A 14633-nucleotide genomic window follows, 5' to 3' on the forward strand; every position below is an offset into this window, starting at 1 on the left:
TCGATGCGCCTGACTGCCGGATCGCCCGCACGGCTCGGCGCAAGCTGGGACGGACGCGGCACCAATTTCGCGCTGTTCTCCGCCAACGCGCAGAAGGTCGAGCTCTGCCTGTTCGACACCCAAGGCCGCCGCGAGCTCGAGCGCATCGAGCTGCCCGAGAAGACCGAGGATGTCTGGCACGGCTATCTCAACGACGTCGCGCCGGGCCAGCTTTACGGCTATCGCGTGCACGGCCCCTACGAGCCCGAGCACGGCCATCGCTTCAACGCCAACAAGCTGCTGCTCGACCCCTACGCCAAGCGGCTTGCCGGGCGCCTGGTCTGGAGCGATGCGCATTTCGCCTACCGCACCGGAAGCCCGCGCGAGGACCTGTCGTTCGACCGGCGCGACAATGCGCGCGGCATGCCCAAGGCCGTCGTGGTCGACGAGACCTTCAACTGGGGCCGCCGCGAGATCCGGCCGAATATTCCCTGGGAAGACACGATCATCTACGAGGCTCACGTCAAGGGCCTGACCCAGAAGCGCGAGGACGTTCCGCCGAATCTGCGCGGCACCTATGGCGGCCTGTCCTCGCCTGCGATGATCGATCACCTCAAGAAGCTCGGCGTCACCACGGTCGAGCTGCTGCCGGTGCACAGCTTCGTCGACGACCGCATCCTGGTGGAGAAGAAGCTCGCCAATTACTGGGGCTACAACACGCTGTCGTTCTTTGCGCCTGAGCCACGCTACGCCCAGGACAACGCACTCGATTCCTTCCGCACTACGGTGGCGCGGCTGCACGATGCCGGCATCGAGGTGATGCTCGACGTCGTCTACAACCACACCGCCGAGGGAAATCATCTCGGTCCGACGCTGTGCTATCGCGGCATCGACAACGCCTCCTATTATTGGCTGAACCGCGAGAACCCGCGCTATTACGACGACTTCACCGGATGCGGCTCGTCGGTGAACCTCGCCCATCCCCGCGTGCTGCAGATGGTGATGGATTCCCTGCGCTACTGGGTCGAGGTCTGCCATGTCGACGGCTTCCGCTTCGACCTCGCCACCACGCTGGCGCGCGGGCCGAACGGTTTTGACCGCGGCAGCTCCTTCCTCACCGCGATCCGGCAGGATCCGGTGCTGGCTGCCGTCAAGCTCGTCGCCGAGCCGTGGGACCTCGGCCTCGGCGGCTACCAGGTCGGAGCCTTTCCCTCGCAATGGTCGGAATGGAACGACCGCTATCGCAGCGCCATGCGCCGCTACTGGAGCGGTGAAGGCAGCCTGATCGGCGACATCTCCAGCCGAATGACCGCATCCTCCGACTTGTTCAACCACGACGGACGGCGGCCGCGCGCCAGCATCAACCACATCACCGTCCACGACGGCTTCACGCTCGCCGACCTCTTCAGCTACAACGAGAAGCACAACGAGGCCAACGGCGAGGACAATCGCGACGGCTCGAACGACAATCACAGCAACAATTGCGGCGTCGAGGGCCCGACCGACGATCCTGGCATCATCAGCCTGCGCCGCCAGCTGCGCAAGAACGTGCTGGCCTGCCTGATGCTGGCCCAGGGCGTTCCGCTGATCCTCGCCGGCGACGAGGTCGGCAACTCGCAATCTGGCAACAACAACGCCTATTGCCAGGACAACGAGGTCGGCTGGGTCGGCTGGGACAATCTCGGCAAGGACGGCGACGACATGATCGACTTCGTTGCCCATCTCGCCGACATCCGCCGCCGTTTCTCACAGTTGCGCAGCCATCGCTGGCTCGACGGCCGCCCCAAGGACGGCGTCTCCTACGGCGCATTGTGGCTGACGCCCGCCGGCAACGAGATGACGGAGAGTGACTGGACATTCCCGGATGGGCGGTTTCTCTCCTATGTGATGGGCCCGATGGAACCGGGCGGCGCTGCGATCTTTATCGTACTGAACGCCGCTCCCGAAGAGATCGCATTCAAATTGCCCAAAATGACCGAATACAAGCGCTGGCAGCAGATCCTGAACACGACCGATGCCAAGCTGAATACGATCGACTTCCTGCCCGGGAGCGACAGCAAGGCGCCGCCGCGCTCCGTGCTCGCCTTCGCAGGCGCACTATGAGGCCATCCTTCGGGGCGAGGCCGACCAAGGACGGCGTGTCGTTCCGGCTGTGGGCGCCGGCCGCGCGCCGCGTCGATCTCCTGCTCGACCGCAGGCACGCGATGCAGCGCCGGCAGGATGGCTGGTTCGTCGCCGAGATCGCCGGCTTGTCATCTAGCAGCAAGTACAAGTTCAGGATCGACGACGACATCGACGTGCCGGATCCCGCTTCGGCCTTCCAGCCCGACGACGTGTTCGGCCCGAGCGAGGTGATCGATCACGATGCCTTCGTCTGGCGCGCGCGCGATTGGCGCGGCCGTCCCTGGGAAGAGACGGTGCTGATCGAAACCCATGTCGGCACCTTCACGTCCGAAGGCAGCTATCGCGCCATGATCGACAAGCTCGATCACCTCGCCGCGACCGGCATCAATGCGCTGGAATTGATGCCGCTCGCCGATTTCGCAGGCCGCCGCGGCTGGGGCTATGACGGCGTGCTGTGGTATGCGCCGGACAGCGCCTATGGCCGGCCCGAAGACCTGAAGACGCTGATCGACGAGGCGCATCTGCGCGGGCTGATGGTGTTCCTCGACGTCGTCTACAATCATTTCGGCCCGGAAGGAAACTATCTCGGCCGTTACGCGCCGACCTTCTTCACCGATGCGCACACGCCGTGGGGCAGCGCGATCGATTATCGCGTGCCGCAGGTGCGAGCCTTCGCCGTCGAGAATGCGCTGTCCTGGCTCGGCGACTACCGCTTCGACGGCCTCAGACTCGACGCCGCCAACCACATCATGGCTGTCCCGGGCGAGCAGTCCATGCTGCAGGACCTCAGCGTTGCCACCGGCGAGCTCGCCAAGGCCACGGGACGCCACATCCATCTCGTGCTGGAGAACGGCGACAACCGCGCCAGCCTGCTCGATGCCGCGCAGGAGCCGCCGAACGGCAAATATCGCGGGCAGTGGAACGACGATTATCATCACGTCTGGCACGTGATGCTGACCGGCGAGCATGCCGGCTACTATGGCGATTACCAGACGCCGCGCCTGGATCTGGCACGCGCTCTCGCCTCCGGCTTCGTCTATCAGGGCGAGATCTCGGAATTCTGGGGCAAGAAGCCGCGCGGCGAGCCGAGCGGCCAGCTGCCGCCGGCGACCTTCGTCAATTTCCTGCAGAACCACGACCAGATCGGCAATCGCCCGCTGGGCGAGCGGCTGGAAAGCCTGGCATCGCCACAGCAGATCGAGGCCGCGCTCGCGGTCACCCTCCTCGCGCCGATGGTGCCGATGCTGTTTCAGGGCGAGGAATGGGGCTCGACGGTCCCCTTCCCGTTCTTCTGCGATTTCCAGGGCGAACTCGCCGATGCCGTGCGCAAGGGCCGCAAGCGCGAATATGCCTGGGCTTACGAGAAATACGGCGACGAGGTGCCCGACCCGCTCGATCCGGCAACGCTGCAATCGGCCGTGCTCGACTGGACCGGCCGCACGCCGCAACAGGAAGCGCGGCTCACGCTGGTGCGAGAGCTGCTCGGCGTCCGTCGCAAGCAGATCGTGCCGCGGCTGAAGGGCGCAAGCTTCGGTGATGCCGAAGCGGCCGACAACGGCCTCGTCACCGCACATTGGCGCATGGGCGACGGCACCACGTTGCGTCTTGTCGCCAACCTGTCGGATCATGAGATCACCTCCAGCGTCAGCGCGGGCACGCCGATCTGGGGCGGCGGAGCCGGCGAGCGGCTCACGCCCTGGTCGGTGGTTTGGCGCCTCGGAGGTTAGAATGCCTCCCGCCATTCCGCTCGCGACCTACCGGCTCCAGCTCACCGCGGATTTCGATTTCGACAAGGCCGCCGCGGTCGTTCCCTATCTCAAGGCGCTGGGCATTACGCATCTCTACGCCTCGCCGGTGATGAAGGCCCGCAAAGGCTCGACCCATGGCTACGACACCGTCGATCACGGCCAGTTCAATCCCGAGCTCGGCGGCGAGGCCGGCTTTGCGCGGCTGAGCCAGGTGCTTCAGCAGCACGATCTCGGGCTCATCATCGATTTCGTTCCCAACCATGTCGGCGTGCATTTTGCCGACAATCCGTGGTGGCTCGACGTGCTGGAATGGGGCCAGGCCTCGCCGCACGCGGCGTCCTTCGACATCGACTGGGACCAGCTGGCCTACCGCGCCCGCGGCGGCGTGCTGCTGCCGATCCTCGGCGCGTCCTACGGCGAGGCGCTGGAGCGCGGCGATATCGAGCTGCGCTACGACCCGGACGAAGGGACTTTTTCCGCCTGGTATTTCGAGCACCGCTTACCGATCGCGCCGGAGCGCTATGGCGAGATGCTGCGGATTGTCGTCAAGGAGGCGGACGCGGCGGAAACAGAGCCCGGCAAGCGCCTGCTGTCGCTCGCGACCCGCACCACAGGGCTGCGGCGCCCCAATCGCAAGGAAGCTCCCGGCTTCAAGTCCGAGCTCAAGGAGATCGCAGGCTCCGCCGACATCATCAAGCGCGGCCTTGCCGCCTATCGCGCCGGCAAGGACCGCCCGGCACAGACGTTGACGCTGCATCATCTCCTCGAGCGCCAGCACTACAAGCTCGGGCACTGGCGGCTTGCTTCCAGCGACATCAATTATCGCCGCTTCTTCGACGTCAACGGCCTCGCCGGCCTGCGCGTCGAGGACGCGAGCACGTTTGCCGCTACGCACCGGCTGGTGAAGCAGCTCATCGCCGACGGCAAATTGCAGGGAATCCGGCTCGATCACATCGACGGCCTGCGTGACCCGGCCCAGTATTGCCAGCGATTGCGCCGCCTGGTGCGCGACGCGCAGGGCAACGCAAAGCCCTTCTACACCGTGATCGAGAAGATCCTCTGCGAGCACGAACGCCTGCCGCATTTCGCCGGCGTCCAGGGCACCACCGGCTACGAGTGGATGAATGTCATCACCCACGTGCTGGTCGATCCCAGGGGACTGGAGGCGCTGGACGAGACCTGGCGGCAGATCAGCAACCGGCCGCCGCGGCTTGTGCCTTACGTCAAGGACGCCAAGCGGCGGGTGCTGGAGACGCTGCTCACCAGCGAGTTCACCGTGCTGACGCGCCTGCTCGCGCGCATCGCCAACGGCCATTATTCGACGCGCGACTTCTCGGCCGACAGCCTGCGGCAGGCGCTCGAGCTCTATGTGCTGCATTTCCCGGTCTATCGTACCTACCTGACGCATAGCGGCCCGACCGCAGCGGACCGCAAGCTGATCGACGACACCATCGCGCGCGCCCGCCGCGACTGGTTCGCCGCCGACGAAGGCATCTTCGACTTCCTGCGCGATGCCTTGACCATGGACCTGCTCAAGCCGGGCCGCCCGCCGCACAGCGCCCCGCGCGTGCGCCGCTTCGCGCTGAAGGTGCAGCAATTCACCGGCCCGATGATGGCAAAGTCGCTGGAGGACACCGCGTTCTATCAATTCCACCGGCTGCTGGCGCTGAACGAGGTCGGCGGCGACCCCGCCAGCACCGGCCTCAGCATTCCCGCCTTCCATCAGGCCATGCAGGCGCGCGCAAGGGAATGGCCGCAAGGCATGACGGCAACCGCCACCCACGACACCAAGCGTGGTGAGGATGCGCGCACGCGCATCGCATCGCTCAGCGAGATTCCCGGTGAATGGACCAGCGCAGTGGCGCGCTGGAAGGTGCTGAACGCGCCGCATCTCACGCTGCACGGCAATTTCCGCGCGCCGTCGGCGACGTTCGAATACATGCTCTACCAGACCCTGCTCGGTGTCTGGCCGGTTCAAGCGCCGGCCGATGCTGGCTTCATCGAGCGCATCCAGGCCTATGCCCTCAAGGCCGCGCGCGAAGGCAAGGAAGAGACGAGCTGGCTCAACCCGCATGAAGCGTATGAGAACGGGATCCGCGATTTCATCGCGAAGATCCTCGACCCCGACCAGTCCGCGGAATTCCTTCAGGCCTTGCAGACGCTGGCGCGCCGCGTCGCGCTGCTCGGCACGCTGAACTCGCTGAGCCAGCTCACGCTCAAGGCGACGCTGCCGGGCGTGCCGGACTTCTATCAAGGCACCGAATTCTGGGACCTGTCGCTGGTCGATCCCGACAACCGCCGCCCGGTCGACTTCGCCGCACGCCACGCGGCGCTGACATCACTGGAAGCGCCGGATTGGAGCGGCCTGATCAAGAGCTGGCCGGACGGCAAGCTCAAGCTGGCCTGGACGCGGCATCTGCTCAAGCTGCGCAACGAGCTGGCCGACGTCTTCGCGCAGGGCGACTACCAGCCGCTTGAGGTACGGGGCGCCCATGCCGACCATGTCATCGCCTTCGCGCGTCGTCATGGCCGCGCCGCCGCGATCGTCGTCGTCGGCCGTCATTTCACGCCGTTCACCCAAGCCGGCCGGGAATGGCCCGCACCCGAAGCTATCGACGCCACCATCGACATCACGGGCTATGCCGTGCCCGGCCTTGCCGGCAACGACTTGCCGCTCGCGCAGGCCTTCCGTGACTGTCCTGCCTTGGTCATCGCGGCCCGAACGGCGAACGCCGTCAGGGCGCCGCGGCAACGCGTGCGCGCCTGAAGTTACTTCTCCCCGTCCTTGGTCAGCAGCAATTGGCCGCGCTTCCTGATCGTGGCCTGCGCCATCTCGGCGAAGCGCTGCAGCAGCCAGGGCAGCACCACCTCGACCCGGACCTGATCGTCGCCGACATTGACCTGCCCCGTCGCGACCTGGCCGAGCGCGCGGATGCGGAAGGCCATAGTGTCGCCGCTCCAGCGTTCCTCTTCGACCTGCATCACCGGAATGCTCGCCGCGGCGCGGCCGAGCCCCGTCTTGAGCCGGCGCACCGCCTCCTCACGGCCGAGACGATGCGGAATCGAGACGACGAGCGGTGCTGACATGGTCCTGCCCTTCTGACTGACGTCACATAATCATGCCGGGTCGACCAACAAAGGTTCCATGCAAGTTGATCCCCCGGCCGTGTTTCAAGGTCGGAACTTTACAACCTACGGCAAGTTGCTCCCGCACAACGGGACAGGTTTGCAATGACCCTTCTTACGAAGGGCTGGAGGAGATTCGTATGTCAATCGGCACGATCATTCTGATCATCTTGATCATCGCCCTGCTCGGCGGCTTCAGCGGCATCGGCGGCGGGCCGTTCTACGGCACCGGTTATTACGGCGGCGGCGGCCTCGGGCTTGTCATCGTCATTCTGCTGATCCTGATCCTGATGGGAAGGATCTAGATGCAGACTTCGTAGGATGGGCAAAGGCGCAACGCGCCGTGCCCACCACTTCGCTCGAACGAAAGAAGGTGGTGGGCACGATTCGCTTTGCCCACCCTACGAGACCTGCCTTCGCCGCAACAGCGCAGGCCTACTTCACCTTCCCCGCCAGCTTCTTGATCGCGGCCTTGATCGACACGGCTGCATCCTCATACCCCTCCCACGCCTTTGATCGCGCCAGCAGGGCCGGCACGGTGCGCAGCGTATAGCGCTTCGGATCGAGATCGCTCTTCACCTGCGCCCAGGTGACCGGCATCGATACGGTCGCGCCGGCGCGCGCGCGCGGCGACAACGGGGCCACCGCCGTCGACATGCGGTCGTTGCGCAGATAATCCAGGAAGATCTTTCCCCTGCGCAGCTTCTTCGACATGTTGAGCAGATAGCGCTCGGGATCGTCGTCGGCCATCCACTGGCAGACGCCTTGCGCAAACGCCTTGGCCTCCTTCCAGCTCACCTTGTCGCGCGCGCCATGGAGGAGCGGCACCACGACGTGAAGGCCCTTGCCGCCGGTGGTCTTGCAGAAGCTGTCCATGCCGATATCGGCGAGCCGCTGCCGCATCTCCTTGGCCGCCTCGACCACGTCGGGAAAGTCCACGTCAGGCGCAGGATCGAGATCGAACACCAGGCGGCCCGGGGTATCATAGGCATAGGGCGCGCAGTTCCAGGGATGCAGCTCGACGCCGCCGATCTGCGCCACCGCGGCGAGCCCCTCGATCCGGTCGATCTGAAGATACGGCTTGCGGTCACCGGAGACCCGCGCGAGCTCAAGAAGGTTCGACGTTCCCTGCATCGCATGGCGCTGGAAGAAGCATTCGCCCTTGATTCCGTCGGGCGCGCGGATCAGCGAACAGGGCCGGCCCTTGAGATGCACGATCATCCATTCGCCGACGGCTTCGAGGTAGCGGGCAAGGTCCAGCTTGGTGACGGCGCCACCATCGCCGTCATCCGGCCAGAGCTCCTTGTCCGGCTTGGAGATGACGACACCCATGACCTCGGCATTTTGAGCGGTCTGCTTCGTTCGCCCGCCCGCCTTGGTGCGCGCCTCCTTCCTGGCCCGGGGCTCGGCGAGCTCGGTGTCGACGGGCGTCTCGGCCTCGACCTCCTCCGCCGCCTTGTCCTGCCGCAAGCCCTTGAAGGCCGCCTGGCGAATATTGCCGTCGGCCGTGAAGCCCGCGAACTCGATTTCGGCGACGAGCTCGGGCTTCAGCCAATGCACGTCCCGCGTCTTCTTCGGCGCGTTCTTGCCGCCGAACGGGCTTTCCTTGCTCTCAATCGCCTTCAGCGCCGGCATGATGCGCTTGACTTTATCAGCGCCAAAGCCGGTACCGACCATGCCGACGAAGGCGAGATGATCGCCGCGCTGCACGCCTGCCATCAGCGAGCGGAATTTGCCGTTGGTGGTCTTGTAGCCGCCGATCACCACCTCGTGGCCGGCGCGGCATTTCGACTTGACCCAGCTCTCGGTGCGCCCGGAACGATACGGCGCGTTCAGCTTCTTCGACACGACGCCTTCGAGCTCGAGCTTGCAGGCCGATTGCAGCACGGCATCGCCGCCGCTCTCGAAATGCTCGACATAGCGGATCTGAGTCGATTTCCGCTTGCGCGCTTCCAGCAGCTTCTTGAGCTGCGCCTTGCGCTCCCCAAGCGGCAGCCGACGGTAGTCCTGCCCTTCCGCGAAGAGCAGATCGAAGGCGAAGAAGATCAGGTCGTCGGTCTTGCCATCGGACAGCGCAGCTTGCAGCGAGGAGAAGTTCGGCGCGCCGTTATGGTCGAGCGCGACGATCTCGCCGTCGATCATCACGTCCGGCAGCGCGGCGGCTTCCTCGGCGATGGAGGCGAACTTGCTGGTCCAGTCGAGTCCCTTGCGCGTCTTCAGCGTCGCCTCGCCGTCCTCGACCCGGAGCTGGACGCGATAGCCGTCGAATTTGATCTCGTGGCACCAGCCCTCGTCTCCGGGCGGCCGCTCGACCAGCGTGCAGAGCTGCGGCGCAACGAAATCCGGCATCTCAGACACCGTCTTAGCCCTCGTCGCGGTCGCGGCAGTTTTCTTCGCCGCTTTGCCGCCCTTCAACGCGGTGCGCGGCGACGGCTTCACCGTCCGCCCTTTCGTCTCTTCCGCGCGGTTGGACTGCCAGACCGCGTCGGCCTTGCCCTTGGTCCCCTTCGCCAGCATGAACGGCTTCGGCGCGCGGCCCTTTCCCTCCGCGATCTGTTCCATCGCCCGGCCCGAGGCGACGGACTTGTCCTGCTCGAGAATATCGTTGTCCGCGCCTTCGCGGACATACTCGTCACGATGCTTGATCAAGAGCCAGTTGGTCCGCTTCTCGCCGCCGCGGTTGCGCATCCGCACCAAGACCCAGCTTCCCTGCAGCTTGTCGCCATGGAGCGTGAACTTCAGGTCGCCTTTCTTGAAGCCGGCTTCCGGATCGTCCGATTCCCAGGTGCCGCGGTCCCACAACATCACGGTGCCGCCGCCGTACTGGCCTTCCGGAATCGTGCCTTCGAAATCGCCGTAATCGAGCGGATGGTCCTCGACTTCGACGGCCAGCCGCTTGTCGTGGGGATCAAGCGAAGGCCCCTTCGTCACCGCCCAGGACTTGAACACGCCGTCGAATTCGAGCCGGAGGTCGTAGTGCAGCCGGGTCGCATCATGCTTCTGGATGACGAAGCGCCGCTGTTTCGATGGCGCCACGGCGGTCTTGCCCGAAGGCTCCGGCGTCTTCTCGAAGTCCCGCTTCTGTCGGTAGGTGGAGAGTTTCTGCAGCACGTCCAGTCCCGCTTCTCGTTCGGCACTTGAAGCCTATCACGGCGAAAGTCCCGCCCGGAACCAAAACCCGATGGGACGGTTGGGGTTCCAAAACGCCTTGAAAACGCTGGAGAATGGAATGGCCCCGCGCGCCTACTGGAAGGGAACGTTGAAGCTGTCGCTGGTCAGTTGCCCGGTCGTGCTCTATCCGGCGACCACCGCGGCCGAGAAGACGCGGTTTCACCTGATCAACCGCGAGACCGGGAACCGGCTCAAGCAGCAGATGATCGATTCCGAGACCGGCGACGTCGTCGAGAGCGACCAGAAGGGCCGCGGCTACGAAGTGCGCAAGGGCAAATACGTCGAGATCGAACCGGAGGAGCTCGAGGCAGTCCAGATCGAGAGCAATCACACCATCGACATCGAGAGCTTCGTGCCGCGCGAGGAGATCGACCAGCGCTTCCTCAACCACCCCTACTACATCGCCCCCGACGGCAAGGCCGCGGTCGACGCCTTCGCGGTGATCCGCGACGCCATGAAGGACCAGGAGCGCGTGGCGCTCGCCAAGATCGTTCTCACCAACCGCGAACACGTCATGGCGATCGAGCCGCGCGGCAAAGGCCTGCTCGGCACCACGTTGCGTTTCCCGTACGAGCTGCGCGAGGAGGACCAGTTCTTCGACGACATCAAGAGCCCGAAGATCACCAAGGACATGGTCGAGCTCGCCGGCCACATCCTGCAGACCAAGGCGGCGCATTTCGATCCCAGCAAGTTCAAGGACGAATACGAGGACGCGTTGAAGGCCCTGGTGAAGCGCAAGGCCAGCGGCAAGAAGATCGAGCTGCCCGAGCCCGAGGAACGGCCGAGCAATGTCGTCAGCCTGATGGACGCACTGAAGCAGAGCCTGAAGGGACGCGGCGGGAAGAAGTCGGCGGCGAAGTCGCATGCGCGGCGCGCGACGGGACGGCATCGAAGTGCGAAGAAGGCGCACCGTTCGACGGCAAGGCACAGGAAGGCGGGTTAGTTCGTCATTCCGGGGCGATGCGAAGCATCGAGCCCGGAATTCATCGTGCCAAGCGCGACGCAGAGAAATGGATTCCGGCCCGCGCCAACGGGCGCGTCCCGGAATGACAGCCGGGGTCTATTCCCCCGCCTTCAGCCGATACCCGATCCCCGTCTCCGTCAGCACGTATTGCGGCCGCTCCGGATCGGCTTCGATCTTCTGGCGAAGCTGACGGACATAGACGCGTAGATATTGCGCGTCGGTCAATTCGTCCCACAGCTCCTTCAGCAGGAAGCGGTGGGTAAGCACCTTGCCGGCGTGCTGCACCAGCACCCGCAACAGGTCATATTCCTTCGGCGAGAGCTTCACCTCGCGCTCCCCGACCTTGACGATGCGGCGGACGAGATCGACCGAGAGATCGCCGGTGCGGAACACCGGGCGTTCGCCCTTGACCTGAAGCTGGTGACGCAGCGCGGCGCGCAGGCGCGCCAGCAGCTCCTCCATGCCGAACGGCTTGGTGAGATAATCGTCGGCGCCGAGATCGAGCGCCTGGACCTTGCCGGCTTCGTCGCCGCGGCTCGACAGCACCACGATCGGCACGCCGTCGTTGCGGGCGCGGATGGTGCGGAGCAGCTCATGGCCCTGAACGTCGGGCAGGCCGAGATCCAGGATGATCAGCGCCGGCTCCTCGCCAAGTTTCTCCAGCGCCGTCTTGCCGTTCGGCGCTTCCAGGATTTCGTAGCCCTGGGTCGTCAGCCCCATTCGCAGCAATTTGCGGATCGGCGGCTCGTCGTCGATGACCAGGACCTTGATCGGAGCAGCGCTCATGCGGCGGTATCCAATGCGTGGCTCTCTGCCGGAACCGGCAGGCGAATGGTGAGGACCGCGCCGCTCCGCTCGCTGCGATTGGCGGCGGAGATCGTGCCGCGCATCGCCTCGACGAAGCCGCGCGAGATGGCAAGCCCGAGCCCGGTGCCGGGACGGACGTGATCGCCCTTCTGCACGCGATAGAACTTGTCGAACACGCTCTCGAGCTCGTCCGGTGGAATGCCGGCGCCCTCGTCGACGACCTCGAGCACGACATGAGCGCTGTCGCGCCGGCCGCGGATCGAGATCGTGGTTTCGGGGGGCGCGTATTTCGCGGCATTGTCAAGCAGGTTGAACAGCACCTGCTCGAACAGCACGGCGTCGAGCTGGAGCATCGGCAGATCGGCGGCCAGCACCAGCTCGACCTTGTGGCGGCTGAGGATCTTGCTGGCGCGCCGGAGCGCGCTGCCGACGATCTCGCTGAGATCGTGCAGCGCTGTGTTGGGCACGATGGCGCCGGATTCGAGCTTGGTCATGTCGAGCAGATTGGCGATGAAGCGGTTGAGCCGCTCGGATTCGTCGATCACGGTGGCGAGCAAATCGCGCTTCTCGGTGTCCGAGAGCGCGCCGGCGAGATCGCGCATGGTGGAGGCCGCGCCGAGCACCGAGGCGAGCGGCGTCTTCAGATCGTGCGAGATCGAGGTCAACAGCGCCGAGCGCAGCCGCTCGGATTCGACGGTGCGCTTGACGCGGTCCATGTCCTCGACCAGCAGCACACGCTCGATCGCGAGCGCGCCCTGGTCGACCAGCGCATCGAGTAGCCGCCGCTGGTCCGGCGTCAGCAGCGGGCCGGTGCGATCGTTGTCGATGCCGATCACACCGATTGGGCCCCGCCCGGTGCGCATCGGCAGGAACAGCCGTTTTGCGCCGGGCAAGGTGTCCGAGCCGCGGCCGGCGGGGCGATCGTTGCTCCAGGCCCAGTTGGCGGCGGCAAGGTCGGCCTGGTCGAGCTCGTCTTCGGGCGGATAGCCTGATTTCACCGTAAGCAGGCCGTCATCCGGCAACAGCAGCACCACGCGGACCTTGAGCATCAATGCGATCTGGTAGGCACTCGCCCACAAGACGTCGTCGAGCGTGGCGGTGCCGGCGAGCTTGCGGCTGAAGGCATAGAGCTGCTCGGTCATCCTGATCCGGCCGATCGCGGTGTCGGCCTGGATGCGCACCCGCGCCGCGACATTGGAGACGATCATCGCCACCACCATGAACAGCACGAAAGCGGCGACATTGGTCGGGTCGGTGATCGTGAAGGTGTAGATCGGCGGGATGAAGAAGAAATTGTAGCAGAGCGAAGCCGCCACCGTGGCCAGCAGCGAGGGCCACAGGCCGTAGCGCACGGCAACCGCGACGACCGAGGTCAGCAGCACGAGATCGACGTTCTCGATGCCGAAATAGGGCTGGATCAGCTTGGCAGCGCCGAGACCCACAAGCACGATCCCAAGCGCCTTGAGAAAAGGCAAAGGATCGAACGGCTCGGATCGTGCGGCGGTCTGCACCGCCATCTTGGGCGCGGCCTCTCCGGAAAGCTCGTTGCCGGGAATGACGTGAACGCTGATATTGCCCGCACGCCGTACCAGGTCGTGCACGACCGAGCCGCGCGTCATCTCGAACCAGCGCGAGCGCGTCGACTTGCCGATCACGATTTGGGTGACGTTGTTGCCGTGCGCGAAACCGATGAGATCGTCAGCGATGCGGCGGCCGACGGCGGGAATGGTCAAGGCTTCGCCGCCGAGCGATTCCGCGAGCCGCAGCGTATCGGCCAGCCGATCGCGCTCCTCGTCGGACAATTGCAGCGATCGCCGCGTCTCGATCGAAATCGCGGTGAACGGCGCATGCAGCCGGTCGGCCAATCGCTTGGTGTAGCGCACGAGGCCGGCCGCGCGCGGGTCTTCGCTGACGCAGACCAGGATGCGCTCACCCGCGGCCCAGGGCCCCGGAATCGCATTCGCCTGCATGTGGTTGAGCAGCTGCTCGTCGACCCGCTCGGCGGTGCGCCGCAGTGCGAGCTCGCGCAGCGCCGTGAGATTGCCTGGCGAGAAATAATGCTCCAGCGCCCGCTCGGCCTGCTTGGGCACATAGACCTTGCCCTCCTTCAGGCGCTGGATCAGGTCGTCGGGCGTGAGGTCGATCAGCTCGATCGCGTCGGCGCGGTCGAACACCGAATCCGGCACGGTCTCGCGCACCCGGACATGGGTGATCTGGGCAACGACGTCGTTCAGGCTCTCGATGTGCTGGATGTTGACGGCGGTATAGACGTCGATGCCGTGCGAGAGCAGCTCCTCGACGTCGAGATAGCGCTTGGGATGGCGGCTTCCGGACGCATTGGTGTGGGCGAGCTCGTCGACGAGCGCAATCTGCGGCCGCCGCGCGATCACCGCGTCGAGGTCCATCTCCTCGACGATCTGGCCGCGGTAGTCCAGCCTCTTGCGCGGGACCACTTCGAGGCCGCGCACCAGCGCCTCGGTCTCGGCACGGCCATGGGTCTCGACGAAACCGACCACGACATCGATGCCGGCCTTGCGCTTGGCCTGGGCGCTTTGCAGCATCTCGTAGGTCTTGCCGACGCCGGGAGCGGCGCCGACGAAGATCTTCAGCCTGCCGCTCGCACCCTCCTCCCGGCGCGCCGCTTCCAGCAGGGCCTCCGGTGACGGACGTTGTTCGGGATCGCGGCGCTCTCGGACCATCTTGCCAGTATAATC

At 65.4% G+C, this 14633-nt stretch carries 9 protein-coding genes; 5 read left to right on the plus strand and 4 right to left on the minus strand.

All coding sequences use genetic code 11. The features are described 5' to 3' along the window. Nucleotides 1-3 precede the first annotated feature (3 nt). Genes glgX through treY form a run of 3 tightly spaced genes read left to right on the plus strand, consistent with a single transcriptional unit; the run spans nt 4 to nt 6618 of the window. Complete coding sequence (gene glgX, locus I6F21_RS01880; protein ID WP_225182728.1) at nt 4-2082, plus strand: glycogen debranching protein GlgX; 2079 nt, start codon at nt 4-6, stop codon at nt 2080-2082. Next, nucleotides 2079-3830: a malto-oligosyltrehalose trehalohydrolase gene (gene treZ / locus I6F21_RS01885; protein ID WP_225182729.1), complete on the plus strand. Its 1752-nt coding sequence runs from the start codon at nt 2079-2081 to the stop codon at nt 3828-3830. The genes glgX and treZ overlap by 4 nt, the downstream gene beginning before the upstream one ends. A 1-nt stretch (nt 3831) precedes the next feature. Beyond that, complete coding sequence (gene treY, locus I6F21_RS01890) at nt 3832-6618, plus strand: malto-oligosyltrehalose synthase (protein ID WP_225182730.1); 2787 nt, start codon at nt 3832-3834, stop codon at nt 6616-6618. Nucleotides 6619-6620: 2 nt separating this feature from the next. Here the strand turns inward: treY and I6F21_RS01895 are convergent, their stop codons facing one another. Further along, nucleotides 6621-6938, minus strand: coding sequence for a polyhydroxyalkanoic acid system family protein (locus I6F21_RS01895; RefSeq protein WP_225182731.1), 318 nt, complete (start codon nt 6936-6938; stop codon nt 6621-6623). A 179-nt stretch (nt 6939-7117) separates the two neighbouring features. On the opposite strand from I6F21_RS01895, the gene I6F21_RS01900 reads away from it, so the two are divergent. Then, a complete protein-coding gene (locus I6F21_RS01900; protein WP_009798696.1) occupies nt 7118-7282 on the plus strand; it encodes a DUF3309 family protein in 165 nt (54 codons plus the stop codon). 130 nt (nt 7283-7412) lie between these two features. Here I6F21_RS01900 and ligD read toward each other — a convergent pair whose 3' ends face one another. Beyond that, on the minus strand, nt 7413-10088 hold the full coding sequence (gene ligD / locus I6F21_RS01905; RefSeq protein WP_225182732.1) for a DNA ligase D: 2676 nt from the start codon (nt 10086-10088) through the stop codon (nt 7413-7415). A gap of 118 nt (nt 10089-10206) precedes the next feature. Between ligD and I6F21_RS01910 the strand changes: the two genes are divergently transcribed. Beyond that, complete coding sequence (locus I6F21_RS01910; RefSeq protein WP_036027319.1) at nt 10207-11091, plus strand: Ku protein; 885 nt, start codon at nt 10207-10209, stop codon at nt 11089-11091. 117 nt (nt 11092-11208) lie between these two features. Here the strand turns inward: I6F21_RS01910 and I6F21_RS01915 are convergent, their stop codons facing one another. Both I6F21_RS01915 and I6F21_RS01920 read right to left on the minus strand, forming a co-directional pair. Next, nucleotides 11209-11898: a response regulator transcription factor gene (locus tag I6F21_RS01915; RefSeq protein WP_109144771.1), complete on the minus strand. Its 690-nt coding sequence runs from the start codon at nt 11896-11898 to the stop codon at nt 11209-11211. After that, complete coding sequence (locus tag I6F21_RS01920) at nt 11895-14618, minus strand: sensor histidine kinase KdpD (protein WP_225182733.1); 2724 nt, start codon at nt 14616-14618, stop codon at nt 11895-11897. Before I6F21_RS01920 ends, I6F21_RS01915 begins: the two co-directional genes overlap by 4 nt. Nucleotides 14619-14633: the final 15 nt, after the last annotated feature.

The sequence above is a fragment of the Bradyrhizobium sp. NBAIM03 genome (assembly GCF_020194055.1).
Taxonomy (GTDB): Bacteria; Pseudomonadota; Alphaproteobacteria; order Rhizobiales; family Xanthobacteraceae; genus Bradyrhizobium; species Bradyrhizobium yuanmingense.